Source organism: Scleromatobacter humisilvae, from assembly GCF_023231945.1.
Lineage (GTDB): Bacteria > Pseudomonadota > Gammaproteobacteria > Burkholderiales > Burkholderiaceae_C > Scleromatobacter > Scleromatobacter humisilvae.
In genome coordinates this window covers 99,222-122,848 of the sequence record NZ_JAJLJH010000007.1, presented here as the reverse complement: position 1 = coordinate 122,848, position 23,627 = coordinate 99,222, and the positions used below count along the sequence as shown (strand labels likewise).

Below are 23,627 nucleotides of genomic sequence, written 5' to 3'. Positions count from 1 at the left end.
TGCCAATTCCTGCCGGAATGCGGGCATCGGCGTTTCGCGCTGCGCCCGCTCCGGCGCTAGTCTTGTGGGACCGACTGCCCGGATGCCTGCCATGTCCCTGCCCCTGACCGACCTCGAAGCCGAAGCGATGAAGCTGTCGCGCGACGACCGCGTGCGGCTGGCGGATCGCTTGCTGGCGAGCGTCTACGGCGACCGCGACATGGACGAGGCCTGGTTCGCCGAGATCGAACGCCGGATCGCCGCGCTTGATGTCGGTGCGCCGTCGGCGGTCGCCGAGCCGGCGCTGTCCGAGGCGGAGCCAGGCCACCGCTGAGCCACCGCCGCGCCGGGATGGCGCGCCTCGATCGGTCCCTGAGCCCCCGTGGGGAAAGCCTGCACCGCGCCTGCGCGGCAGCTTCACCGCGCCGAAGTATGCTTGCGCCCCATGTACGTGCCCTTCTTCGGCCTCAAGCAGAAGCCCTTCTCGATCGCGCCCGATCCGCGCTACCTCTTCATGAGCGAGCGCCATCGGGAGGCGCTGGCGCATCTGTTGTACGGCGTGCAGGGCGGCGGCGGCTTCGTGCTGCTCACGGGCGAGATCGGCGCGGGCAAGACGACCGTTTGCCGCTGCTTCCTCGAACAGATCCCGGCACGCTGCAACGTTGCCTACATCTTCAATCCGAAGCTGTCGGCGCTGGAGTTGCTGACCACCGTGTGCCACGAGTTCGGCATCAAGTTTCCGGCGTTGACGGCGGCCGGCACGCCGCCGACGGTCAAGGACTACGTCGACGGCCTGAACGAATACCTGCTTCGCACGCACGCGGTCGGCCAGAACAACGTGCTGATCATCGACGAGGCGCAGAACCTGTCGTCCGACGTGCTGGAGCAGTTGCGGCTGCTGACCAACCTCGAGACCAGCGAGCGCAAGCTGCTGCAGATCGTGCTGATCGGCCAGCCGGAGCTGCGCGGCATGCTGGCGCGCCCCGAGCTCGAGCAGCTCGCGCAGCGGGTGATCGCGCGCTACCACCTCGATGCGCTGTCCGAGAAGGAGACTGCGCAGTACATCGCGCACCGCCTCGCGGTGGCCGGCCTGAAGGCGGCGCTGCCGTTCGACGGCGCCGCGTTGCGCCGCATCCACCAGCTCACGCGCGGCGTGCCGCGTCGCATCAACCTGCTGTGCGACCGCACGCTGCTGGGCGCGTACGCGTCGGGCAAGGCGCGCGTCGACCGTGCGATCGTCGACAAGGCCGCGCTGGAAGTGTTCGGCCCCGGCGGCGAGAAGCCGAAATCCACGCGGGCGCGCTGGTGGCCGCTGGCCGTGGCCGGCGGCGTGCTGGTGGGCGCCGCGGCGGCGATGGCCGCGGTGCAGTGGGGCAGCCACGACAAGGCCCCGGCACGCGTGGCGGCGTCGGCGGCCAGCGCCGCATCCGCCGCGCATCCGAAGCCGCCGACGGCCGTGGCCTCGACGTTGCCGACGGCCTCCGCCGCCGCCGCGGTGACGCCGCGCCTGCGCTCCATCGAGGACCTCGAGGCGCTGCTCGCGCGCGCGCCGCACGACGAGCACGACGCGCTGCGCACGCTCGCGCCCGAGTGGGCGCTGCAGCTGGGCGACGGCGACCCGTGCGCGCTCGCCGCGGAGCAGGAGGTGCGCTGCTTCCGCGCGCACGGCGGCCTCGCGCTGCTGCGCCTGCTGGCGCGTCCCAGCGTGCTCGCGCTGCGCGACGGCCAGGATCGCCAGGTCTACGTCGTCCTGGCCGGCCTGGGCCACGACGACGCCACGCTGGTGGTGGGCAAGGCGCCGCTGCAGGTGCCGCTGTCGCTGCTGACCACCGCGTGGCGCGGCGACTTCATCACGTTCTGGCGCGTGCCGCCCGGCTATTCGGTGCCGCTGTCGATGGGCTCGCAGGGCGCGCTCGTCGACGCCGTGGGCGCGCAGCTTGCCGAACAGCAGGGCGCCTCGGCGCCGGCGCCCGACCACGTCTTCGACAACGCGCTGCGCGCACGCGTCGCCGCGTTCCAGCAGGCGCAGGGCCTGACGCCCGACGGCGTCGCCGGCCCGACGACGCTGATGCAGATCAACCGCGCCAGCGGCGTCGCCGAACCCTGGCTCGCCGGCACGCCGCCCGCGGTGTCAGCGGCCTCGTCGCCTGCCCTTGCCCAACGAAAGTAATCGCGCATGTCCTACATCCTCGATGCGCTTCGACGAGCCGATGCCGAGCGCTCCCGCGGCGTGGTGCCGGGCCTGCACGCGCAGGGCGTGCCCGCCGACGCCGAACCGGCCGCGCGCAACTACGCGCCGCTGGCCTGGGCCGCGGGCATCGCCGGCGTGCTGCTGGCAGGCGGCGTGGCGGTGCTGCTGTGGGCGCCCTGGAACGCGAAGCCGGCGCCCGATGCGCGCCTGATGCCGGCGCCCGAGATGGCGCTGGCGTCGCGCGACAACGCGCCCGTGCAGCCGGCACAAGGCGAACTCGCGCCGGCGCAGCCGGGCGCGATCGATCCGGGCGCGCGTCCGATCGAGCCGCCGTTGGGCCGAGGCAATCCCGCGCCGCCCGCGGCCGACGTGCGACCGCCCGCGGCCTATCCGCCGCCGGCCACGGCGCGCGCGCAGACGCGTGACGCGCGCGACACACTGGCCGAGCGCGCCGCCGCCGGCCGCGTCGCCACACTGCAGCCGCGCGCCGACCAGCGCCAGTCGGCCGTCGCGCCAACGACTTCGCCGATGCCCACTCAGCCGCCGGTGGAGCACTACGGCGCCGCCGTCGACCCCGCGCCGGCCGCCGCGAAGAACACAGCGGTCGCCAACATCAACACGCTGCCGCCCGACGTTCGCGCGCAGTTGCCGCACCTGGCGGTCGGCGGCGCGATCTACTCCGAGACGCCGTCCGCGCGCATGGTGATCCTCAACGGCCAGGTCTTCCACGAGGGCGACAAGCCCGCGGCCGACACCGTGCTCGAGCAGATCCGCCTCAAGTCCGCCGTCCTGAACTTCCGTGGCCAGCGCTACGAGATCTCGTTCTGATCCCTTCCCGAAAGAGCCCCGCATGATGATGACCCGCGCCTTCCGCCTCGCCCCGTTCGCCGCCGCCGCGCTGCTGGCCGCCTGTGCCGCTTCCGCCCCGAAGCCGACGCCGCCCACGGTGGTGATTCCCGGCAGCCTGGACGTGCCCGGCAAGCAGGTGCTGGTGCGCACGCTGTGGGCCGACGGCGTCCAGATCTACGAATGCCGCAAGACGGCCGACGCGAGCTTCCCGGCGTGGGTGTTCGTCGCGCCGGAGGCCACGCTGAAGGACTCGAACGGCACGCTGCTGGGCCATCACTACGCCGGCCCCACCTGGGAGGCGAACGACGGCAGCAAGGTGGTTGGCGCGGTCAAGGCCAAGGCCGACGCGCCCAACCCGCACGCCATCCCGTGGCTGATGCTGGAGACGCACAGCACCGGCACGCCGGGCCTGTTCGCCAAGGTCACCGCGATCCAGCGCGTGGCGACGGTGGGCGGCGTGGCGCCCGAGACGGGTTGCGGCACCGCGACGATCGGCAAGCAGGAGCGCGTGCCCTACGCGGCGCAGTACGCGCAGTACGCGCCGGCGTCCTGAGCGCAGGAGTCGCCGGCGGACGACCAGCCGGTCAGTCGCCGCGCGTGAAGACGGTCACCGCCAGGCGCACCGGATCGGCGTTCGCCGCGAGTCGCACCGGGACTTCGTCCCAGGCCAGCACGAAGACGCGGTCGTGTCCGAACAGCGCCGGCTCGCGCCAGCCGCAGCGGCGTGCGTCGACGCCGCGCTGCGGCAGCCTCGCCGGCTCGAGCGGCCGCCAGCTGGCACCCAGCGCGCGCTGCAGGTCGGCGCAGGCCTGATCGAAGCCGACGCTCGCCGGCATCTTCCAGCGCTGGCTGTCGATGTCGTCGTGCGGCTGGCGGCGCAGGTCGGCGACCAGCCCGATGCTGATCTGGGAGACGGCGACGTCCCAGCTGCCGCGCTCCTCGAGGCGCTCGGCGCCCGCGGGGGCGATGCCGCGCAGCGCGGGCGTGTCGCCGCGCGCGCACGCCGCGAGCGCGAGCAGCAGGAACGAGCACGCCGCCGCGCGACGCATCAGGGGTTGGCTCCCGACACCGCGTTGGATGCGCTCAGGAAGAACGGATCGGCCGGGCCGCGCGTGCGGTCGAGCTGGCCGGGCGCGTGCGGCACGGCCAGGTCCATCAGCGCGTTCGACAGGCTGCCGTCGTCGGCGGAGACGCCACCGACGATCTCGCGCACCGCTTCCTTGGTCAGTCCGCTGAAGGCCTGCGCGCCGACCTTGGCGGCCACCGACAGCCCCGGCATCGCAGCGGTGCCCACGGAAATGGCGGTGCTGAAGACGTTCGAGAGGATGTCCCCCTGGGTCTTCGCATCGGCCTTGAGCTTTCCGATCGCAGCTTGCATGGCGCCGGCATAGTAGCCGAGGTTCTGCGCGTTGCGGTAGAAGTGGTCGCCGTTGGAGCCGACTTCGGCCGTGTTGTAGAACTGGTCGGCGGTCTTGCCGGTGCCTGCGCCCTGCAGCATCGCGACCTGCCGCCCGATCGCCGGGTTGCTCGCCTTGGGGTCGTCGCCGAGTTGCTGCTTCAGGTAGGTCGTGAGCGCATGGCCGAACGGGTCGTCGGTGTCCAGGCGGTTCACGATGCCGCGCGTGTCGGAGTTCATCAGCTTCGTGAGGCCGCCCGCGACCGCCTTCGCTGAGTCCTTCGCGCCGGGGCTGGGCGTGAGCAGGGTGTCGGCGCCGTGGATGTCGTCGAGCGCCTTCGTGCCCGCTTCGAACACGCGCGCCTTGGCGATCGGGTCGTTGCACGCCGACGCCGCGCCGAGGAGCGACTGCAGGCCCGCGGTGTCGAAGGTGGACGTCGTCGTCGCGCTGGCCGCGCCGAGGCCGCCGTCCGTCATCGAGGACGTGGTGATGACAGTCTGCCCCTCGCCCGCCTTGACGACGGCCTGCAACTGATCGGCGTCGAGCGACTTCACCGCGGTCGCGAAGCCGGCCGGGTCGTTCTTCATGCTGGACAGCACGTGGGAGATCGCGATGGCCTCCTTGTCGCCGGTCTGGATCGAGGACGTGCCCCAGCTCGTGTCGAACTTCGTGTCGCCGCTGGTGGCGGCCGGTGCCAGCGACTTCACAAAATCGATCTTGGCCTGCGACGATGCGAAGCTGGCGACGGAGTCGCCGAGGGCCGTGACGTCCGAGCGGTCGGAGAACGCTGCCGCGACGCGACCCAGCTGCTTGCCGTCGAGACCTCGTGCGAGGCCGTTGAACAGATCCTTCTTCTCGCCGCCATCCAGGCCCTGGGCGCCGAAGATGCCGCCGTGGTTGACGTTGCCGGCGAGCTTCTTCAGGTCGGCGTCGCTCAGCTTGGCGACGATCTTGTCCTCGTCGGCGGGGCCGAACTGCCCGAGCAGCTTGCGCACTGACTGCATGTTGTCGTTGCGGCTCGTGCCGAGGAAGCCCTCGTCGCCGACGAGCTGGTGGATCTTGCCGGCGGCCTGGTCGACGGTGAGCGTCATGCTGGACTCCCTGTGTGGTGGTTGCCAGCTGCGACGATGCCACTCGGCGCGCGCCGTGGCATCCTGGGTCGATTCCTACCTGGGAGCGCTCCCAGGGGGACTTTCCAGCTCGTGCCGCCTACCGCCCGCGATGTCGACGGCGCGTCAAAGCGCCTGCGGCACCACCGCCGTCACCTCGATCTCGACCTTCGCGCGCGCCTCCATCAGCGCGCTGACCTCGACCGCGCTCATCGCGACGTCGTAGTGCTGGCCCATCACCTCGCGGTAGGCGGCGCCGATGTCGCGGCCGCGCGCGAGGTAGTCGGCGCGGTCGACGACGTACCAGGTCATGCGCACCATGTGCTCGGGTCGCGCGCCCGCCTCGGCCAGCACGGCCTTGACGTTGGCCAGCGCCTGGCGCACCTGGTCGACCAGGTCGTCGCTGTCGAACTCGGACGCGGCGTTCCAGCCGACCATGCCGGCCACGAACACCTGGCGGCCCTGGGCGGAAACGCCATTCGCGTAGCCGCGCGGGCGCGGCCAGCCTTCGGGTTGGAGGACGGACTTCATTGCGGGCTCCCTGTTTCGTTGTCGGCCATCATGGCGCCGTCTTCAGGCGGAAGCGCTGCAGCTTGCCGGTGGCCGTGCGCGGCAGGTCGGCGACGAACTCGATCGCCCGCGGGTACTTGTACGGCGCCACCGCGCGCTTGACGTAGTCCTGCAGCAGATTGACGGTGGCCGCGTCGGGCGCGTGGCCGGCGCGCAGCACGACGAAGGCCTTGACGATCTGGCCGCGCTCGTCGTCGGGCACGCCGATGACCGCGCACTCGGCGACGGCCGCGTGTTCCAGCAGCACGGTCTCGACTTCGGGCGCGGCGATGTTGTAGCCGGCCGAGATGATCATGTCGTCGGTGCGCGCCTGGTAGCGGTAGTAGCCGTCCTCGTCGACGCAATAGGCATCGCCCGTGACGTTCCAGCCGTCGTGCACGTACTGCGCCTGGCGCGGGTCGTCGAGGTAGCGGCAGCCGGTCGGGCCGCGCACCGCCAGCCGCCCGACGGCGCCGCGCGGCAGCGGGTGGCCGTCGGGGTCGAGGATGCAGGCCTGGTAGCCGGGCACCGGCGTGCCGGTGGCGCCGGCGCGCGCGTGCGTCTCGTCGGCCGAGATGAAGATGTGCAGCATCTCGGTGGAGCCGATGCCGTCGATCGCCTCGATGCCCGTCGCGTCCTTCCATTGCACGCGCGTGGCCGCGGGCAGCGCCTCGCCGGCCGACACGCACTTGCGCAGCGTGCCGCCGAGCGCGACCGACAGCCTGCGCTCGCGCGCCTGCTCGGCGATCGCGCGGTACGTCGTGGGCGCCGTGAACAGGACGGTGGCCCGGTATTGCGGGATTGCCTCGAGCAGCACCGGCGGCGTCGCCTTCTCCAGCAGCACCGTGCTCGCGCCGATGGACAGCGGAAACAGCAGCAGCCCGCCGAGCCCGAACGTGAAGCCCAGCGGCGGGCTGCCGATGAAGACGTCGTCGGCGTTGGCGCGCAGCACGTGCTTCGGCCAGCACAGGCAGATCGCCATCACGTCCTGGTGGAAGTGCATCGTCGCCTTCGGCTCGCCGGTGGTGCCGGACGTGAAGGCGAGCAGGCAGGTGTCGTCGGCCGCGGTGTCGACCGCCATGAATGGCCGCGTGTGACGCGCCATCGCGGCCTCGAGGCCGTCCGGCGACGCGTCGTTGAACAGGCGAACCTGCGTCAGCGTCGGACAGTGCGGCTGCGCCAGCTGCAGTTCCTCGGCGAGCGACAGGTCGCACAGCGCGTGCGTGACCTGCGCCTTCGCCACGACCTGCTTCAACTCCTTCGCGCGCAGCAGCGGCATCGTCGCCACGGCCACCGCGCCGGTCTTCATCACGCCGAACCAGCATGCCGCCAGCATCGCGTTGTTGGGCGCGCGCAGCAGCACGCGCTGGCCGGGCCGCACGCCCATCTCGTCGGCCAGCACGTGCGCGATCGCGTCGGCCTTGCGCTGCAGCTCGGCGTAAGTCCAGCGCAGGTCCGGGCCGAGGATGCAGGGACGCTCGCCCCAGCCGCGGTCGATCGCCTTGTCCAGCAGTTCGACCGCGCAGTTGAGCTGCGGCGGGAACTGCAGCTCGGGGAGGTCGAACAGGTAGACCGGCTGCTGCGCGAGCGGCGGCAGGTGGTCGCGCGTGAAGGTGTCGACATGGGCCGTGCGGCCGCGCGAAGGGATGGTCACTTCAGCAGCTCCCGGGCGATGATGAGTTGTTGCACCTCGCTCGCGCCTTCGTAGATGCGCAGCGCGCGGATGTCGCGGTACAGGCGCTCGACGACCTGGCCGCTCTGCACGCCCGCGCCGCCCCACAGCTGAAGCGCGGCGTCGATGACGCGCTGCGCGCCCTCGGTGGCCGCGAGCTTGGCCATCGCGGCCTCGCGCGTGACGACGTGGCCCTGGTCGCGGCGCCAGGCGGCGCGGTAGGTGAGCAGCGCGGCGGCGTCGACGGTCAGCGCCATGTCCGCCAGCTTCGCCTGCGTCAGTTGCAGGTCGACGAGCTTCTGGCCGAACATCGAGCGCGTCGTCGCGCGCGCGAGGCCTTCGGCCAGGGCGCGGCGCGCGAAGCCGAGCGCGGCGGCGGCCACCGAGGTGCGGAACACGTCCAGCGTGCGCATCGCCAGCTTGAAGCCGGCGCCGGCCTCGGCCAGGCAGTGCGACGCGGGGATGCGGCAGCCCTCGAACGCGAGGCGTGCCAGCGGGTGCGGCGCCATCACGTCGAGGCGCTCGGCGATGCGCAGGCCCGGCGCGTCGGCGTCGACGACGAACGCGGCGATGGACTTCGTGCCGCGCGCCTCGGGCACCGAGCCAGGCTCGACCTGGCGCGCGAACACGACGTAGAAGTCGGCGATGCCGCCGTTCGAGATCCACGTCTTCTCGCCGTCCAGCACCCAGTGGGCGCCATCGCGGCGCGCGGTGGTCGACATCGCCGCGACGTCCGAGCCGGCCTCGGGCTCCGACAGCGCGAAGGCCGCGATCGCCTCGCCGCGGGCCACGCTCGGCAGGTAGTGCTGCTTCAGTTCGGGCGTGCCGTCCAGCGTGATCGCGCCGCTGCCCAGGCCCTGCATCGCGAACGCGAAGTCGGCCAGGCCGTCGTGCGCGGCGAGCGTCTCGCGCAGGATGCACAGCGTGCGCGTGTCCAGCGCGTCGCTCGCGCCGCCATGGGCCGTGCCGCCGACCGCGAGCCTGAGCCACCCGCGTTCGCCCAGCGCGCGAACCCAGGCGCGGCAGTGGGCATCGACCTCGTCGCGCGACGCCTGCGGCGACAGCTCGTGCGGGAAGCCGCCGGCGGCGAGGTCCGCGGCCAGTCGCGCGTGCAGGTCGCGGTGGCCGTCATCGAAGAACGGCCACTCCAGGGCTTCGGCGATGGCGCTCATGTCAGCGGCCCTCGAACACCGGCTTCGTCTTCGCCGCGAACGCGCGGTACGCGTGGCCGAAGTCCTCGGTGAGCATGCACAGCGCCTGCGCCTGGGCTTCGGCCTCGATCGCGGTGTCGATGTCCATCGCCCACTCCTGATGCAGCATCGATTTCGTCAGCGAGTGCGCGAAGGCCGGCCCGTCGGCGAGCTGGCGCGCGAACGCGGTGGCCTCGGCAACCAGCGCGTCGGGCTCGACGAGGCGGTTGAAGAAACCCCAGCGCTCGGCCTCGGCGCCCTCGACCGAGCGGCCCGAGTAGATCCACTCGGCGGCGCGGCCCTGGCCGACGATGCGCGGCAGCATCGCGCAGGCGCCCATGTCGCAGCCGGCCAGGCCGACGCGCGCAAACAGGAAAGCCGTCTTCGAGCGCGCGGTGCCGTAGCGCAGGTCGCTGGCCATCGCGAGGATCGCGCCGGCGCCGGCGCACACGCCGTCGACCGCCGCGACGATGGGCTGCGGGCAATGGCGCATCGCCTTGACGAGGTCGCCCGTCATGCGCGTGAACATCAGCAGCTCGGGCGCCGGCAGGGCGATCAGCGGGCCGATGATCTCGTGCACGTCGCCGCCGGAGCAGAAGTTGCCGCCCGCGCCGGCGATGACGATGGCGCGCACGTCGTGCGCGTGGCGCAGCGCGACGAACAGGTCGCGCAGCTCGGCGTAGCTCTCGAAGCTCAGCGGATTCTTGCGCTCGGGCCGGTTTAGCGTGATGCGCGCGACGCCGTCGCTGCACGCCCACAGGAAATGCGTCGCGCGGTAGCCGGCCAACGGGCGGCGGTTGCCGGCCATCAGCGCGGCGTTGATCGTGGGAGTGGTGTCGGGTGCCATGTCTCGTTCCTTCAGCGGGTCTTGTCGTCCTGCAGCCGCCGCGTCAGCGACAGCCGCAGGTGCCCCAGCAGCGCGTGCAGCTGCGCGCCTTCGTCGGTGTCCAGGCCTTCGAGCAGCTCGATGACCCAGCGCTCGTGTTCCTCCGCGACGCGCTCGAAGGCGCGCCGGCCGCGCAGCGTCAGCGCGATGCGGAACGAGCGCCGGTCTTCCGCATCGACCTGGCGCGTGACGTAGCCGCTCTTCTCGAGCTCGTCGGTCAGGCTCGTGACGTTGCCGCCGGTCACCATCAGGTAGCGCGACAGCGCGTTCATGCGCAGGCCCTCGGGCTGCTCCTTGTGGAAGCGGTGCAGTTGCGCGAGGTAGTCGAAGCGCGGCAGCGTCATGTCGAAGTGCGTGCGCAGCCGGCGGCGGATCTCGGTCTCGATCTGCGTGGTGCACGACAGCAGCCGCAGCCAGGTCTTGACGGCGGCGTGGTTGGTCGTCGCGGCGCGGCCCTCGTGGCCGATCTCGGAGTCGCCCAGCAGCTCGTCGAGCCGGTTGGTGCTGCGCGGGTCGCGGGTGTCCGCCTTCATGGACTTGCCTTTCAATTCATCACCTCGCCGCCGCTGACCGACATCGCCTGGCCGGTGAGCGCGGCCGGCGCATCGGCGCACAGCCACAGCACGGTGGCGGCGACCTCGGCGGGCTCGACCAGCCGCTGCAGCGGACTCGCGTTCGAGAACGTCGCCATCGCGTCGGCCTCGTCGCGGCCGGTGGCCGCCACGATGCGGGCGACGCCGTCGCGCACGATGGCGGTGTCGGTGTAGCCCGGGCACACGGCGTTGACGGCGATGCCCTGCGGCGCGACCTCGAGTGCCAGCGAGCGCGTCAGACCGAGCACGCCATGCTTGGCCGCGGCATACGCCGTGCAGTAGGCGTAGCCCTTCTGGCCGGCGGTGCTCGCGATGTTGACGATGCGGCCTGCGCGCGCCGCGATCATCGGCGCCAGCGCGGCCTGCGTGCACAGGAACACGCCGGTGAGGTTGACCGACAGCATGCGGTTCCAGGTATCGAACGGCAGGCGCGACAGCGGGCCCGTCTCGACCGCGCCGGCGTTGTTGACCAGCGCCTGCAGCGCGCCGCCCTTCGCGTGCACCTCGGCGAACGCGCGCGTGACGCTGGCGGCGTCGGTGACGTCGAGCTCGACGCAGTCGTGCGTGACGCCCTCGGCGATCGGCAAGGTCACGCGCACTTCCTCGAGTGCCGCGCGCGCGCGTCCCGCGAGCGTGACGTGCCAGCCCGCGCCCGCGAGGGCCTGCGCGATGGCCGCGCCGATGCCGCGCGTCGCGCCGGTCACCAGCACGCGGCGCGGCGTCGGGCGCAGCGAGAGCGGCACCGAGGCATTGGGCAGCGGGCCGGGGCCGAGTTCGACGGCCTTGGCCGGCAGCTCGATGGCGCCGATCGCGGCGACGGCCTCGCTCTGGTCGCCATTGCGGATCTCGTTGCTCATGCGTTGCTCCCCGTCGCCCGTGCGCGATCGAACGCCGCCTCGAGCTGTGGCTTGGCCGAGCGGTAAGGTGCCGGCCAGTCGACCTGCTTCCAGCCGATGCGCGCGGCCTCGGTCAGCGTCCATGCCGGGTTCGCGAGATGCGGTCGCGCGACGGCGCACAGGTCGGCGCGGCCGGCCGCGATGATGCTGTTGACGTGGTCGGCCTCGCTGATCGCGCCGACGGCGATCGTCGCGATGCCGGCCTCGTTGCGCACGCGGTCGGCGAACGGCGTCTGGAACATGCGGCCGTAGATCGGCTTCTCGTCCTTGCTGACCTGGCCGGACGAGCAATCGATCATGTCGGCGCCCGCAGCCTTGAACGCACGCGCGATCTCCACCGCGTCGGCCGGCGTGATGCCGCCCTCGACCCAGTCGTGCGTCGAGATGCGCACCGACATCGGCAGCTGCGACGGCCAGGCCGCGCGCACCGCCGCAAAGACCTCGAGCGGATAGCGCAACCGGTTCTCCAGCGAGCCCCCGTAGGCGTCCTCGCGATGGTTCGTGAGTGGCGAGATGAACGACGACAGCAGGTAGCCGTGCGCGCAGTGCAGCTCCAACCAATCGAACCCTGCGTTGGCCGCGCGGCGCGTGCAGGCGACGAAGTCGTGCAGCGTGCGATCCATGTCGGCGCGCGTCATCGCGCGCGACCAGTCGCTGACGCCGGGCAGGTATTGCTGCGCCGACGCCGAGACCAGCGGCCAGCCGCCGGAGTCCAGCGGCTGGTCGATGCCCTCCCAGCCGAGGTGCGTCGCGCCTTTCGCGCCGGCGTGCCCCAACTGCATGCCGATGTGCGCGTCGCTGTGCGTGTGCACCCAGTCGACGATGCGCGCCCACGCGTCGCCCTGCGCGTCGGTGTAGAGGCCTGGGCAGCCCTTGGTGATGCGGGCATCGGCGCTGACGCAGGTCATCTCGGCCATCACCAGCGCCGCGCCGCCCATCGCGCGGGCGCCCAGGTGCACCAGGTGGTAGTCGCCGACGACGCCGTCGATGGCCGAGTACTGCGCCATCGGCGAGACGATCACCCGATTCTTCAGCGTGATGGAGCGCAGCGTGTAGGGCGTGAACATCGGCGGTGTGGCCGCGTCGTGCCTGGCGAACCAGCGCTCGTAGCCCTCCAGCCAGCCGGCGTCGCGCAGGCGCAGGTTCTCGTGGCTGATGCGCTGGCTGCGCGTCAGCAACGAATACATGAACTGCTCGGGCGGCAGCGGATCGCAGTAGCGCGTGCCGCAGACTTCGAACCATTCCATCGCGTTCCACGCCGCGTTCTGGAGCCGCAGCACCTCGACGGCGCGGATGGCCTGATAGCGATCCAGCAGCGCGGGCAGCGCCGACGGCGACGTATCGCCGGCCAGCCTGAACTGGTTTGCGAGCTCGATCGCGTCCTCGAGCGCGAGCTTGGTGCCGGAGCCGATCGCGAAGTGCGCGGTGTGCACGGCGTCGCCCATCAGCACGATCGGCGCGTGGCCGCTCTCGCGTTGGTCGGCGCCGACCCACCACTGTTCGCACTTGATGCGCTGGAAGTTGAGCCAGGCCGAGCCGCGCAGGTGGCGCGCGTTCGTCATCAGCCTGGCGCCCTGCAGGTGGCGCGCGAACACCTGCTCGCAGAAAGCGACCGAGGCGTCGGCGTCGAGCTTGTCCAGGCCGTGCGCGAGCCACACGTGCTCCGGGCACTCGACGATGAAGGTCGAGGTCTCCGCGTCGAACTTGTAGACGTGTGCCTGGAACCAGCCGTGTTCCGTGCGTTCGAAGACGAAGGTGAACGCGTCGTAGAGCTTCTTCGTGCCGAGCCAGATGAAACGGTTCGGGCGGGTCACGATGTCGGGCTTGAAGACGTCCGCGTATTTCTGGCGCACCACCGAGTTGATGCCGTCGCTGGCGACGACCAGGTCGGCGTCGGGGAACTCCGCGTCGTCGCGCACCTCGCGGTCGAACTCCAGCTTGACGCCCAGCGACTCGCAGCGCGACTGCAGGATGTTGAGCAGCCGCTTGCGGCCGATGCCGACGAAGCCGTGTCCGCCGGAGCGGATGGATCGGCCCTTGAACTCGAGGACGATGTCGTCCCAGTGCGCGAACGCGGCCTCGATCGCGCCGGCCGTCTCCTCGTCCCAGCGGCGCAGGTGCGCCATCGTGGCGTCGGAGAACACGACGCCCCAGCCGAAGGTGTCGTACGGGCGGTTGCGCTCGACCACCGTGATGTCGTGGCCCGGATCGAGCTTCTTCATCAGGAGGGCGAACGTGAGGCCGGCGGGGCCGCCGCCGATGCAGACGATGCGCATGCTGTCCTCGGCTATCCTGGAATGCGTTCCGCGCAGTGTGGCGGAAATTGCTTGAGGTGTAAATAGTTTAATACTAAACTAATTGCTTCCCATGCCGCAAGACGCGCCTTCAGGAGTGACCCCATGATCTCGAGAGACGACTGCGCGCGGCGCGACGCCGCGGACGCGCTGGCGCCGCTGCGCGACCAGTTCATGCTGCCAGAAGGCGTGATCTATGTCGACGGCAACTCGCTGGGCGCGCTGCCCCGCGCGACGCCCGCGCGCGTGGCCGACGCGGTGCGTCAGGAGTGGGGCGACGGCCTGATCCGCAGCTGGAACGACGCCGGCTGGATCACGCTGCCGCAGCGCGTCGGCGACCGCATCGGCGCGTTGGTCGGCGCGAAGCCGGGCGAGTGCGTCGCGGCGGATTCGACCTCGGTCAACCTGTTCAAGGTGCTCAGCGCGGCCTCGCGCATCGTCAAGGCGGATTCGTCCGCGCGACGGGTCATCGTCAGCGAGCGCCAGAACTTCCCAACCGACCTCTACATCGCCGAGGGCCTGTGCCGCGATCTCGGCTGGACGCTGGAGCTGCTGGAGCCGCCGGCTCTCATCGAGCGGTTGTCCGGCGGACGCGGCGGCGACGTCGCGATCATGATGCTGACCCAGGTCAACTACCGCACCGGCGCGCTGCACGACATGGCCTCGATGACCGCGCTGGCGCACGCCGCGGGCGCGTTGACGGTGTGGGATCTCGCGCACAGCGCCGGCGCCTTGCCGGTCGACCTGAATGGCGCGGGCGCCGACTTCGCGATCGGCTGCGGCTACAAGTTCCTCAACGGCGGCCCCGGCGCGCCGGCCTTCGTGTGGGCGCATCCGCGGCACGCCGGCCGATTCTGGCAACCGCTGTCCGGCTGGATGGGCCATGCCGCGCCGTTCACGTTCCGGCCGCACTACGAGCCGGCGGCCGGCATCGCCCGCTTCCTGTGCGGCACGCCGGCGGTGCTGTCGCTGACGGCGCTCGAATGCGGCGTCGACACGCTGCGCGCCGCCGACGCGCTCGGCGGCATGGCGGCGATCCGCGACAAGTCGATCGCGTTGACGGAGTTGTTCGTCGCGCTGGTCGACGAACGCTGCGCGCCGATCGGCTTTGCCTGCGCGAGCCCGCGTGACGCGCGCGTGCGCGGGAGCCAGGTCAGCCTGACCCACGCGAGCGCCGACGGCGCAAGCCACGGCTACGCGATCATGCAGGCGCTGATCGCGCGCGGCGTGATCGGCGACTTCCGCGCCGGCACCGCCGCCGACGCCCACGGCCCGGCGCTGCCCGACATCCTGCGCTTCGGCTTCACGCCGCTGTACCTGCGCTTCGTCGACGTCTTCGACGCCGTCGACCACCTGGTGCAGGTGATGCAGCGCGAGGAATATCGCGAGGCCCGCTTCAACAAGCGTTCCGCCGTGACCTGACGTCGGACAATCGAGCCATGAGCCAGAACGAAGACACCGCCGCGGGCGGCTGCCCGATGGGCCACGGCGCCGCCGCCGCGCCCGCGCAACCCGAGGCGCGCGGCGAACGCGTCGTCGCCGAGGAGGGCGCGCAGCTCGACTTCAAGTCGGACATGAGCTACGGCGACTACCTCCATCTCGACCAGGTGCTCACCGCGCAGCATCCGCTGTCGCCCGACCACAACGAGATGCTGTTCATCGTGCAGCACCAGACATCCGAGCTGTGGATGAAGCTGATGCTGCACGAACTGCGCGCGGCCGTCGCGGCCATCGCCGGCGACGAGCTGGGCAGCGCGTTCAAGATGCTGGCCCGAGTCAGCCGCATCATGGAGCAGCTGGTGCACGCGTGGGACGTGCTGGCCACGATGACGCCGCCCGAGTACTCGGCGATCCGCCCGTACCTGTCGGCCAGCAGCGGCTTCCAGAGCTACCAGTACCGTTGCATCGAGTTCACGATGGGCAACAAGAACGCGGCGATGCTCAAGCCGCACGCGCACCGGCCCGACCTGCTCGCCCAGGTGGAGCAGGCCTGGCGAGCGCCCTCGCTGTATGACGAGAGCCTGCGCCTGCTGGCGCGCCGCGGCATCCCCATCCCGGCGTCGCACCTGGAGCGCGACTGGACGCAGCCCTACGCCGAGAGCGACGCCGTGCGCGATGCCTGGCTGGTCGTCTACCGCGATCCGAACCATCACTGGGATCTTTACCAGCTCGGCGAGGAGCTGACCGACCTGGAGGACACCTTCCGCCTCTGGCGGTTCCGCCACGTGACGACGGTGCAACGCATCATCGGCTTCAAGCGCGGCACCGGCGGCACGGGTGGCGTCAGCTACCTGCGCAAGATGCTCGACACGGTGCTGTTTCCGGAAGTCTGGGCGCTCCGCACGGAGCTCTGAAAGCGCGCGTCCATGCGCCTTTGCTGCTCGACGGCGGCGGGAAGTTGCCGTCGAATTGCTGCGAGATCCGGTCATTTGCGGCCGAGTAGATCCGTGTAAATGCCGGTCTTTGTTGCCGCAAACCCTTCATATTGCCCTTAAGATTCGCCCTCAGAATGTAGGACAAGGGCTCGAAATCGTGCCCGAGCGCAGCACTTTTCGCTGTGTCCGTCAAAGTGAGAATCGGGAACGTCACGATGAATTTCTGGGGCAAGCTGGCAGTCGCCGCATCGGTCGCGTGGATCTCCTCCACGGCATTCGCGCTCACCGACCCGACCACTCGCCAAGGCGAGTCCCTGTCCGCGCTGCAGACGGTCGAGGCGTCCGACGACGCGCGCTACGTCGAGCACTGGATCCACGAGAAGGGGGACGACCACGGACGCCCTTTCGTGATCGTTGACAAGAAGGCGGCGCGCATCTTCGTGTTCGGCGCCGGCGGCAAGCTCCTGGGCGCATCGTCCACCCTCCTCGGCCAGTCGCGCGGTGACATCCCGGTGCCCGGTGCCGGCGCGAAGGATCCGTCGCGCCTGCTGCCGGACGAGCGCAAGACGCCGGCCGGCCGCTTCGAATCGGTCCCCGGCAGGAACCTGCACGGCGAACCGGTGGTCTGGGTCGACTACGACACCGGCATCGCGATCCACCGCGTGCGTCCCGGCATCTCGCAGGAGAAGCGCGATGCCAGCCTTGCTACCGAGGATCCGAACAACAAGCGGCTGTCACTGGGCTGCGTGGTCGTGCCGGAGACCTTCTTCTGGTCGGTCGTGCTGCCGACGCTCGGCAACGTCCGCGGCACCGTCTACGTGCTGCCGGAAGACGGTCCGGTGCAGGCGATGTTCGCCGAACCCAAGCCCGACACCACCGTCGCCACGCGGCGCGTCAACGTCAGCGCTCGATAGTGCGCAGCAGCGCCAGCGAGTGGTCGAACTCGTGGCGCACCCAGTCGCGTAGCGCGATCAGCGGCGGCCAGTCCGCCAGCGCCGTCGGGTAGACGAGGCTGTAGGGCTGCACGCCCTCCAGCACCACCGACACATCGAACAGCCGCGCCAGGCGGCCGTCGCGCAGCGCGTCGGCGGCCAGCAGCTCGCGCACCACGGCCAGGCCCAGGCCCTGCTCGGTGGCCTGCAGCATCAGGCCGACGTCGTTGAACGACGCCACGGGCGTCACGCGCGTGCGCACGCCCGCGCCGGCGAACCACTTCTCCCACACCTCGCTGTCGCCCAGCAGCGGCTCGCGCGCCAGATCCGCCGGCTTGCCCGCGCGCAGACGGAGCGCGACCTGCATGGCCGCGACCGCGATGAACGGCGTCGGCGTCTCGTACAGGCGCTCGACGACCAGTCCCGGCCATGGCCCGGGACCGGTGCGGATCGCCGCATGGAAGCCGTCGCGCTGCAAGTCGATGATGTTGGCGGAGGCCTCGATCTCGAGCGGGATGCCGGGATGGCGCTCGCGCCACAGCCCCAGTCGCGGCAGGAACCAGCGCTGCGCGAACGACGGCAGCATCGTCAAGCGGACTCCCTGCGCGGCGCCCTTGGCCGCGGCCGCGGCCGCCTGGACGCCGTCGTCGACCTGCGCGAGCGCCGGCTCGACCTGGCGCAGCAGCGCCTGGCCCGCGGCGTTCAGGTGCACGCGGCGGCCGCGGCGGTCGAACAGCGGAAAGCCCAGGCGGCTCTCCAGTTCGCCGAGTTGCTGGCTGACCGCGCTGTGCGTCAGGTGCAGCGACTCGGCGGCGGCGCGCAGCGTCGGCAGCCTGGCGACGGCGACGAAGGTCGGCAGGAAGTTGAGCGGGATGCGCGACATGGTCAGATTAGCTTACCAAATTCGCCAGGAATAGTCGATGGACGAGCAAGCGGAGTGCTCCTATTCTGACCAACACCGAAGTCGACAAGGAGAAGAACCATGACCACCTGCACCATCACCCCGACCGTCAGCACCCCGGCCGCGAGCCGTTTCCTGGAGGCATTCGTCCGCTTCTTCAGCCGCTCCGTGGTCACGCGCGAGCTGGTCGACCAGGCCTGGATCGACACCGGGCTGGGCCACCTCGACGAGGCGACGCTGAAGGACATCGGTGCCCCGCCGCACCTGGGCGAACGCGAGCGCCTGATGGAGGCCTGGAAGCTCGCCGCGGCGCTCGACGCGACGCGCCACCTGTGAACAGACCCTAGCGGGTGGCGAGCTGGCCGCGGAAGTGCAGGTAGTCTTCCGCGGCCAGCTGCGGCCGCTCGATCATCGGCGCGTGGCCGACGTGCGGCATGACGACGGCCTGCGCGTTCGGCAGCAGCGTCTTCAGCACGGGCACCGTTCCGACCGACAGCGCGCGATCCTCGTCGCCCCACACGATCAGCGTGGGCGTGGCCAGGCCCTTGACGGACGCGTCGACCGAGTCGGTGGCGATCTGCGCGAACACCTGGCGCTCGAGCGGCTGGTTGGCCATGCGCTCGCGCGCCATCACGTTCATCACCGAGCCGGGGATGTACGGAGGATCGCTCATGACGAACTTCAGGAACGCGGGGAAATCGCTCTCCCTGGTGATGAACAGCGGGTTGGTGTCGGTCGTCGTGACGATCTTCGCGAGCTCGCTGGGCGGCGCCGCGGCGATGCCGGCGCAATCGAGCAGCCACAGGCTGGCCACCTCCTGCGGATGCTGCGCGGCCAGGCTCATCGAGATGCCGCCGCCCATCGAGTTGCCGCCGAGGTCGAAGCGCGACAAGCCGAGCGCCTGCGTGAAGTCGTGCAGGCGCTGGGCCTGCGCGGCGTAGTGGTAGTCGATGTCGGTACGGTGCGACGACTCGCCGAAGCCGACGAGGTCCGGCACGATCACGCGGTAGTGCGGCGTCAGGTAGCGCGCGACGCGCGTGAAGTTGTCCTTGTCGGCGCCGAAGCCGTGCACCAGCACCAGCGGCGCGCCGCTGCCGCCCTCGAGGTAGACGACGTGCGTGCCGTCAGGCAGCGAGATCTCCTTGCGCACCAGGCCCGCGCGCGAGCGTTCCATCGCGTAGGCGCTGTCCTTGAGCGACGGGCCCATGCTGTCGCAGCCGGCAAGCAGGGCGACAAGGGCGGTGGCGGCGAGGACGGTGCGGAAGAGGGATGGCATGCGAGGTGCTTCGATGAAGGAATGCCGCACTCTAGTCGACGGCGCCTTGCTTCGCGACTCGCATTCCCGGGCCTGGGGCGGTGCGCCGCGGGCTCGCATTCGCCGGTGTCCGACTCAAGCGACTGTTAGAAAGTCAGCGGTCGTTTGAAATGTGGGAGCTCCGTCCCTTTGGGGGATGGAACGGCGCGATCCGCTGCGTAACCTTCATCCCAACGGATGGATGAGGGGTGCGCGCATGGGCAAGACGACGATTCGACAGTGGATCTGGACGGCCACGACTGCCGTGGCGTTCGGCGCCACGGGCTGGTTGCTGGGCCAGTCGGGCGGGGGTTCGGCGGCGGTCGTCAGGGCCGCCGCGCACGAGGAGGGCGTGCCGGCGGCGCGGGCGTCGCTGCCGATGGCACCGACGCTCGCAGCCACCGCAACAGACGCCGTGCCGATGGACGCCGACCGCGGCCTCGCGGCCGGCCAGGTCGACGAGGCGGCCCGCCTGATGCAAGGCAGCCAGGCGGATCGGTTCGACACGCTGCAGCCGGCGCGCAGGAGCGGCACCGACGCCGTGCCGCAAGTCGGGACCGTCGGCCGCTAGCGTTGCTGGGCCTCAGAGGCCATCGAACGCGCTGAACTCGCCCAACGTGGCGAGCGAGCGCTCGAGCGCCGCGAAGCAGTCGGCGTCGATGGAGGTGCCGATGCCGTCGCGCATCACCTGCAGCGCCTGCGCGGTGGCCATCGCGGGGCGGTACGGGCGGTCGGCGGTGAGGGCGTCGAAGATGTCGGCCGCCGTGATGATGCGCGTCTCGAGGCGGATGTGGCGCGCGTCGAGGCCGCGCGGGTAGCCGCTGCCGTCCAGCTTCTCGTGGTGCGCGCCCGCGACGCGCGCGAGCACGCCGAACGCGCCGATGCGCCCGAGGATCTGCTCGGTGTGGACCGCGTGGCGCTGCACCGCGGCCCACTCCCGGGGATCGAGCTGGCCAGGCTTGTCGAGGATCTGGTTGCTCACGCCCAGCTTGCCGACGTCGTGCAGCAGCGCCCCGCGGCGCAGCCAGCGGCGTTCGGGCGCGCCGAATCCGAGCTGCTCGGCGAGCTGGTTGGTGATCAGCGCGACGCGCGCGCTGTGGCCGGCCGTGAACGGGCTCTTGGCGTCGACGATCTGGCCGAAGGCCAATGCGATGTCGTCGAGATAGTCGTCGCCCACCGGCTGCGGCTCCTGCGCCGGCTCCATCTCGAGCACGCGCTGCTCGAGGTCGTCGGAGGCCAGCTGGCGCCAGAACGCCGGGTCGCGCGCGAGCACGGCGAAGGCGTCGGCGATGCGCGGGTCGAACCAGCGGCCGCTGCGGCGCGCCACCTGCTCGCGCGTGCGCTGCGGGCCCACGCTGGCGTGGAACACGTCCACCACCTGCGCCAGCAGCGCGATGCGCGAGTACAGCGGGATCTCCTCGCCCTGCAGCCCCTGCGGCTGGCCGCTGCCCTCCCAGTGCTCGTCCAGGCCCTGGATGGCGTCGGCCACGTCCTCGCTGAAGCGAAGCTGGCGGGCGATCTGCGCGCCGCGAGAGCAGCGCGTCTCGACGAGTTCTCGTTCGATGTCGCCGCCGTTCTGCACCGCGTGGGCGATGGCGCGCAAGCGTTCGGCGAGGCCGGCCTTGACGCCGGTGTGCCGGATGACGAAGTTCATCAGGCCGGGCAGGCCCAGGCCGGCCGTCTTGCGATCGCGTTTGAACGACAGGTCATCGGTGAGGAACAGCTGGCACAGGCGTGCGGCGTTGCTGCTGCAGCCGGAATCCTTCAAGAGCGTCGCATAGTAGAGCTCGCGCATCTGGACGGTGTTCAGGCCGATCGCGCGGCCGAGCTGCTGGCCGATCCAGCAGCTGCGCATGCAGTGTCCGGCGGGCTGGCCCTCCGTCAGGTCGAGGGCGTGGCTCAGCGAACCGAGCAGCTCGCCCAGGCGCGGACCGCCGGCCGCGGACGGCGCGGGCGCGCGCGGGGCGGGCGCGAGGCGGCTCCCACCGAATCCGGACGGCGTGCCGTCGCCCGTGTCGTTGGCGGCGCCGGCGTGCAGGAGATCGAGCTGGGCGTCCATCCGGGGTCTATCGGCGTGCGGGCCGGCCACCTGAAGTCCGCGGATCGTGAGAAGTGTCGCGGTCGGGAAGCTCGGCCATGCCTCAATTTCGCGGGCCCGGCGGTCGATAACCTCCTGACGCCTCCCTGACAACCAGTCACTTCCACCTCCATGGCCATTGCCGACGACCTGTCGAACACGCCGAACCGGATCGCCCGCAGCGCTCCGATCGCGGTGCGGCTCGCGCTCGCGTTCGGCCTGCTGCTCGCGCTGCTGGCGGGGGTGGTGGCGCTGGTGCTCAAGCAGGCGGAGCTGGTGGGCGAATCCAGCCGCGTCGTGGCCGAATCCAGCCTGCGCCAGGTGCTGCTGGCGCGCCAGGCCGAGAAGGCCGCGCAGGCCGGCGCGCAGCACCTGCACACGCTGTTCCTGCTGGACGCCCGCTCCGACCGCGTCCCGGTCTACGCGCTGATCGACACCGAATTCGCCGAGCAGAAGAACGCGCTGTCGCAACTGCTGGCCGATGCGCACGCGGTCGAGGACGCCGTCGTCGTCGAGCGCCTGATCTCCACGCGCGGCCGCTTCGAGGCCGCGTTCCAGCACACCGTCGAGGAAGTCGAGCTCGACATGGGCGCCGCGCGCCCGATCATGATCAAGGAGACGCTGCCCGCGCTCAACGACATGCTCAACGCGCTCGACGCGCTGGTGGCCGTCAAGTCGGCGCAGGCCAACGCCACGATCTCCAGCATCCGCATGCAGCAGGCGCGCAGCCGCGAATACGTGCTGGAGCTGTCGGGCCTGGCGGTCGTCGTTGCGCTGATGTGCGCGGTGATGATCACGCGCTCGATCACCCGGCCGCTCGCGCTGACCGTGGCGCTGGCGCGCGAGATCGCGGACGGCAAGCTCGACAGCCCGATGCCCGCGGCCGGCCGCGACGAGGTCGGGCGCCTGATCACCGCGCTCGGCGAGATGCGCAACAGCCTGGCGCAACGCGAGGCGCGCATCGTCGACCTCGCCTTCCGCGATCCGCTGACGGGCCTGGCCAACCGCACGCTGTTCAACGACCGCCTCGACCAGGCCGTCGGCACGGCGACCCGCACGGGGCATGCGATGTCCGTGCTGCTGATCGACCTCGACCGCTTCAAGAACGTCAACGACGTGCTGGGCCACCCGGTGGGCGACGAGCTGCTGAACCAGGTCGCCGGCCGCCTGACGCGCGAGCTGCGCCGCACCACCGACACCGTCGCCCGCATCGGCGGCGACGAATTCGCCGTCCTGCTGCCGGCCCAGGGCCGCGAAGGCGCCGCGCTGCTCGCGCGCCAGCTGCTGACGGCGCTCGACACGCCGGTGACGATCGAAGGCCAGACGGTGGACGTCAGCGGCTCGATCGGCATCGCCACCTTCCCGGACGACGGCGCCAACCCGACCGAGCTGATGGCGCATGCCGACTCGGCGATGTACGTCGCCAAGCAGACCAGCTCCGGCTATGCGGCCTTCACGCAGAAGATGGTGCGCACCACCGAGCACGGCCTGAGCCTGCTGTCCGACCTGCGCCGCGCCGTCGACGAGAACCAGTTCTACCTGCAGTACCAGCCCAAGATCTCGCTCGCCGACCGCAGCTGCCTGTCGGCCGAGGTGCTGATCCGCTGGCGCCATCCGACGCGCGGCTTCGTGCCGCCCGACCAGTTCATCCCGTTCGCGGAACAGACTGGCTGCATCAAGTCCATCACGCGCTGGGTGCTCGCGCGCGGGCTGGCGCAGCTCGCGGCGTGGCGCGCCGCCGGGCTGGAGATGTCGCTCAACATCAACGTGTCGACGCGCGACCTCGTGCAGCAGGATCTCCCCGCCCTCGTGCGCGCGCAACTGCTCGCAGAAGGCGTGGCCGCGCGCCACCTGTGCCTCGAGGTCACCGAGAGCGCGATCATGGAAGATCCGGCGCATGCGCTGGCGTCGCTGAACGCGCTGCACGAGATGGGCGTGCAGCTGTCGATCGACGACTTCGGCACCGGCTATTCGTCGCTGGCCTACCTGAAGAAGCTGCCGGTGCAGGAGCTCAAGATCGACCGCTCGTTCGTGATGAACCTCGATCTCGACGACAACGACCTCAACATCGTTCGTTCGACGATCGGCATGGCCCACCACATGGGCCTGAAGGTGGTCGCCGAGGGCGTCGAGACGGAATCGGTGGCAGCCCAGCTCAAGACCCTGGGCTGCGACGGCGCGCAGGGCTACCTGTTCAGCCGTCCGCTGGGCGCCGACGACTTCCACGCCTGGGCCGTCGCCGCGCGCGCCGCGAATCCGCCGCTTGTTCTTGGTGCGCCGGGCGAACCGGCGTCTGCGGACCTGCCCGAGAGCGTTCCCGCCGCGACCTGAGCGCGCTTCACGCGCCGGTTTCGGCTCTGTTACGAGACCGCGCCGCCTAAAATAGCCAGATCCGATCGGCGCGGCATTGACACGCCCCCGCCTCGCTGCAATCCTCTGTCTT

22 protein-coding genes are annotated in these 23,627 nt (G+C 71.0%); 10 read left to right on the top strand and 12 right to left on the bottom strand.

Annotated elements, in window-relative coordinates; translation table 11 throughout:
- Window positions 1-91: 91 nt before the first annotated feature.
- The 4 genes from LPC04_RS20630 to LPC04_RS20615 all read left to right on the top strand — a co-directional run bounded on the left by LPC04_RS20630 (window position 92) and on the right by LPC04_RS20615 (window position 3,572).
- Window positions 92-313, top strand: coding sequence for an addiction module protein (locus tag LPC04_RS20630; RefSeq protein ID WP_275684168.1), 222 nt, complete (start codon window positions 92-94; stop codon window positions 311-313).
- A 111-nt stretch (window positions 314-424) separates the two neighbouring features.
- Window positions 425-2,149 carry an ExeA family protein gene (locus LPC04_RS20625; protein ID WP_275684167.1) on the top strand — a complete coding sequence of 575 codons (1,725 nt, stop codon included), beginning with the start codon at window positions 425-427 and terminating at the stop codon, window positions 2,147-2,149.
- Window positions 2,150-2,155: 6 nt separating this feature from the next.
- Window positions 2,156-2,998: a general secretion pathway protein GspB gene (locus tag LPC04_RS20620; RefSeq protein ID WP_275684166.1), complete on the top strand. Its 843-nt coding sequence runs from the start codon at window positions 2,156-2,158 to the stop codon at window positions 2,996-2,998.
- Between the two features lie 22 nt (window positions 2,999-3,020).
- Complete coding sequence (locus LPC04_RS20615; protein ID WP_275684165.1) at window positions 3,021-3,572, top strand: DUF3455 domain-containing protein; 552 nt, start codon at window positions 3,021-3,023, stop codon at window positions 3,570-3,572.
- 31 nt (window positions 3,573-3,603) lie between these two features.
- Here the strand turns inward: LPC04_RS20615 and LPC04_RS20610 are convergent, their stop codons facing one another.
- From LPC04_RS20610 to LPC04_RS20570, 9 genes are all read right to left on the bottom strand, one after another.
- Entirely contained in the window at window positions 3,604-4,068 is a 465-nt protein-coding gene (locus LPC04_RS20610) for a hypothetical protein (protein ID WP_275684164.1), read from the bottom strand.
- Window positions 4,068-5,507, bottom strand: a complete 1,440-nt coding sequence (locus LPC04_RS20605) for a hypothetical protein (protein WP_275684163.1) — start codon at window positions 5,505-5,507, stop codon at window positions 4,068-4,070. Before LPC04_RS20605 ends, LPC04_RS20610 begins: the two co-directional genes overlap by 1 nt.
- A gap of 144 nt (window positions 5,508-5,651) precedes the next feature.
- The gene (locus tag LPC04_RS20600) at window positions 5,652-6,056 is read right to left on the bottom strand and encodes a RidA family protein (RefSeq protein ID WP_275684162.1); all 405 of its coding nucleotides are present in this window, start codon (window positions 6,054-6,056) and stop codon (window positions 5,652-5,654) included.
- 28 nt (window positions 6,057-6,084) lie between these two features.
- Window positions 6,085-7,728, bottom strand: a complete 1,644-nt coding sequence (locus tag LPC04_RS20595; protein ID WP_275684161.1) for an AMP-binding protein — start codon at window positions 7,726-7,728, stop codon at window positions 6,085-6,087.
- Window positions 7,725-8,918, bottom strand: coding sequence for an acyl-CoA dehydrogenase family protein (locus LPC04_RS20590; RefSeq protein WP_275684160.1), 1,194 nt, complete (start codon window positions 8,916-8,918; stop codon window positions 7,725-7,727). Before LPC04_RS20590 ends, LPC04_RS20595 begins: the two co-directional genes overlap by 4 nt.
- Window position 8,919: 1 nt before the next feature.
- A complete protein-coding gene (locus tag LPC04_RS20585) occupies window positions 8,920-9,783 on the bottom strand; it encodes an enoyl-CoA hydratase family protein (RefSeq protein ID WP_275684159.1) in 864 nt (287 codons plus the stop codon).
- 11 nt (window positions 9,784-9,794) lie between these two features.
- Window positions 9,795-10,355 (bottom strand): MarR family winged helix-turn-helix transcriptional regulator, encoded by a 561-nt coding sequence (locus tag LPC04_RS20580; RefSeq protein WP_275684158.1) that lies wholly within the window; start codon window positions 10,353-10,355, stop codon window positions 9,795-9,797.
- An 11-nt stretch (window positions 10,356-10,366) separates the two neighbouring features.
- Window positions 10,367-11,272 (bottom strand): SDR family NAD(P)-dependent oxidoreductase, encoded by a 906-nt coding sequence (locus tag LPC04_RS20575; RefSeq protein WP_275684157.1) that lies wholly within the window; start codon window positions 11,270-11,272, stop codon window positions 10,367-10,369.
- Complete coding sequence (locus LPC04_RS20570) at window positions 11,269-13,587, bottom strand: bifunctional salicylyl-CoA 5-hydroxylase/oxidoreductase (protein ID WP_275684156.1); 2,319 nt, start codon at window positions 13,585-13,587, stop codon at window positions 11,269-11,271. The genes LPC04_RS20575 and LPC04_RS20570 overlap by 4 nt, the downstream gene beginning before the upstream one ends.
- Before the next feature lie 123 nt (window positions 13,588-13,710).
- On the opposite strand from LPC04_RS20570, the gene kynU reads away from it, so the two are divergent.
- From kynU to LPC04_RS20555, 3 genes are all read left to right on the top strand, one after another.
- The gene (gene kynU / locus LPC04_RS20565) at window positions 13,711-15,027 is read left to right on the top strand and encodes a kynureninase (RefSeq protein ID WP_275684155.1); all 1,317 of its coding nucleotides are present in this window, start codon (window positions 13,711-13,713) and stop codon (window positions 15,025-15,027) included.
- Between the two features lie 56 nt (window positions 15,028-15,083).
- Window positions 15,084-15,959, top strand: coding sequence for a tryptophan 2,3-dioxygenase (gene kynA, locus LPC04_RS20560; protein WP_275684295.1), 876 nt, complete (start codon window positions 15,084-15,086; stop codon window positions 15,957-15,959).
- A gap of 236 nt (window positions 15,960-16,195) precedes the next feature.
- The gene (locus tag LPC04_RS20555; protein ID WP_275684154.1) at window positions 16,196-16,894 is read left to right on the top strand and encodes a hypothetical protein; all 699 of its coding nucleotides are present in this window, start codon (window positions 16,196-16,198) and stop codon (window positions 16,892-16,894) included.
- Here LPC04_RS20555 and LPC04_RS20550 read toward each other — a convergent pair.
- Window positions 16,881-17,795 carry a LysR substrate-binding domain-containing protein gene (locus LPC04_RS20550; protein ID WP_275684153.1) on the bottom strand — a complete coding sequence of 305 codons (915 nt, stop codon included), beginning with the start codon at window positions 17,793-17,795 and terminating at the stop codon, window positions 16,881-16,883. The two genes, LPC04_RS20555 and LPC04_RS20550, sit on opposite strands and share 14 nt — an antisense overlap.
- Window positions 17,796-17,894: 99 nt before the next feature.
- Here LPC04_RS20550 and LPC04_RS20545 point away from each other — a divergent pair, with 99 nt between their 5' ends.
- The gene (locus tag LPC04_RS20545) at window positions 17,895-18,149 is read left to right on the top strand and encodes a hypothetical protein (RefSeq protein ID WP_275684152.1); all 255 of its coding nucleotides are present in this window, start codon (window positions 17,895-17,897) and stop codon (window positions 18,147-18,149) included.
- A gap of 7 nt (window positions 18,150-18,156) precedes the next feature.
- On the opposite strand, the gene LPC04_RS20540 is transcribed toward LPC04_RS20545, so the two are convergent.
- Window positions 18,157-19,089 carry an alpha/beta fold hydrolase gene (locus LPC04_RS20540; RefSeq protein ID WP_275684151.1) on the bottom strand — a complete coding sequence of 311 codons (933 nt, stop codon included), beginning with the start codon at window positions 19,087-19,089 and terminating at the stop codon, window positions 18,157-18,159.
- Between the two features lie 235 nt (window positions 19,090-19,324).
- Between LPC04_RS20540 and LPC04_RS20535 the strand changes: the two genes are divergently transcribed.
- The gene (locus LPC04_RS20535; RefSeq protein ID WP_275684150.1) at window positions 19,325-19,678 is read left to right on the top strand and encodes a hypothetical protein; all 354 of its coding nucleotides are present in this window, start codon (window positions 19,325-19,327) and stop codon (window positions 19,676-19,678) included.
- 12 nt (window positions 19,679-19,690) lie between these two features.
- On the opposite strand, the gene LPC04_RS20530 is transcribed toward LPC04_RS20535, so the two are convergent.
- Window positions 19,691-21,166 carry an HD-GYP domain-containing protein gene (locus LPC04_RS20530; RefSeq protein WP_275684149.1) on the bottom strand — a complete coding sequence of 492 codons (1,476 nt, stop codon included), beginning with the start codon at window positions 21,164-21,166 and terminating at the stop codon, window positions 19,691-19,693.
- Between the two features lie 150 nt (window positions 21,167-21,316).
- Here LPC04_RS20530 and LPC04_RS20525 point away from each other — a divergent pair, with 150 nt between their 5' ends.
- A complete protein-coding gene (locus tag LPC04_RS20525; RefSeq protein WP_275684148.1) occupies window positions 21,317-23,515 on the top strand; it encodes a putative bifunctional diguanylate cyclase/phosphodiesterase in 2,199 nt (732 codons plus the stop codon).
- Window positions 23,516-23,627 lie beyond the last annotated feature (112 nt).

Bases quoted from the DNA above. Each gene is read 5' to 3' on its own strand.
- LPC04_RS20555 (WP_275684154.1), top strand. From the start codon at position 16,196: ATGAATTTCTGGGGCAAGCTGGCAGTCGCCGCATCGGTCGCGTGGATC.
- LPC04_RS20610 (WP_275684164.1), bottom strand. From the start codon at position 4,068: ATGCGTCGCGCGGCGGCGTGCTCGTTCCTGCTGCTCGCGCTCGCGGCG.
- LPC04_RS20600 (WP_275684162.1), bottom strand. From the start codon at position 6,056: ATGAAGTCCGTCCTCCAACCCGAAGGCTGGCCGCGCCCGCGCGGCTAC.
- LPC04_RS20530 (WP_275684149.1), bottom strand. From the start codon at position 21,166: ATGGACGCCCAGCTCGATCTCCTGCACGCCGGCGCCGCCAACGACACG.
- LPC04_RS20620 (WP_275684166.1), top strand. From the start codon at position 2,156: ATGTCCTACATCCTCGATGCGCTTCGACGAGCCGATGCCGAGCGCTCC.
- LPC04_RS20525 (WP_275684148.1), top strand. From the start codon at position 21,317: ATGGCCATTGCCGACGACCTGTCGAACACGCCGAACCGGATCGCCCGC.
- LPC04_RS20605 (WP_275684163.1), bottom strand. From the start codon at position 5,507: ATGACGCTCACCGTCGACCAGGCCGCCGGCAAGATCCACCAGCTCGTC.
- LPC04_RS20630 (WP_275684168.1), top strand. From the start codon at position 92: ATGTCCCTGCCCCTGACCGACCTCGAAGCCGAAGCGATGAAGCTGTCG.
- kynU (WP_275684155.1), top strand. From the start codon at position 13,711: ATGATCTCGAGAGACGACTGCGCGCGGCGCGACGCCGCGGACGCGCTG.
- LPC04_RS20585 (WP_275684159.1), bottom strand. From the start codon at position 9,783: ATGGCACCCGACACCACTCCCACGATCAACGCCGCGCTGATGGCCGGC.
- LPC04_RS20580 (WP_275684158.1), bottom strand. From the start codon at position 10,355: ATGAAGGCGGACACCCGCGACCCGCGCAGCACCAACCGGCTCGACGAG.
- LPC04_RS20550 (WP_275684153.1), bottom strand. From the start codon at position 17,795: ATGTCGCGCATCCCGCTCAACTTCCTGCCGACCTTCGTCGCCGTCGCC.
- LPC04_RS20540 (WP_275684151.1), bottom strand. From the start codon at position 19,089: ATGCCATCCCTCTTCCGCACCGTCCTCGCCGCCACCGCCCTTGTCGCC.
- LPC04_RS20535 (WP_275684150.1), top strand. From the start codon at position 19,325: ATGGGCAAGACGACGATTCGACAGTGGATCTGGACGGCCACGACTGCC.
- LPC04_RS20590 (WP_275684160.1), bottom strand. From the start codon at position 8,918: ATGAGCGCCATCGCCGAAGCCCTGGAGTGGCCGTTCTTCGATGACGGC.
- LPC04_RS20575 (WP_275684157.1), bottom strand. From the start codon at position 11,272: ATGAGCAACGAGATCCGCAATGGCGACCAGAGCGAGGCCGTCGCCGCG.
- LPC04_RS20625 (WP_275684167.1), top strand. From the start codon at position 425: ATGTACGTGCCCTTCTTCGGCCTCAAGCAGAAGCCCTTCTCGATCGCG.
- kynA (WP_275684295.1), top strand. From the start codon at position 15,084: ATGGGCCACGGCGCCGCCGCCGCGCCCGCGCAACCCGAGGCGCGCGGC.
- LPC04_RS20615 (WP_275684165.1), top strand. From the start codon at position 3,021: ATGATGATGACCCGCGCCTTCCGCCTCGCCCCGTTCGCCGCCGCCGCG.
- LPC04_RS20570 (WP_275684156.1), bottom strand. From the start codon at position 13,587: ATGCGCATCGTCTGCATCGGCGGCGGCCCCGCCGGCCTCACGTTCGCC.
- LPC04_RS20545 (WP_275684152.1), top strand. From the start codon at position 17,895: ATGACCACCTGCACCATCACCCCGACCGTCAGCACCCCGGCCGCGAGC.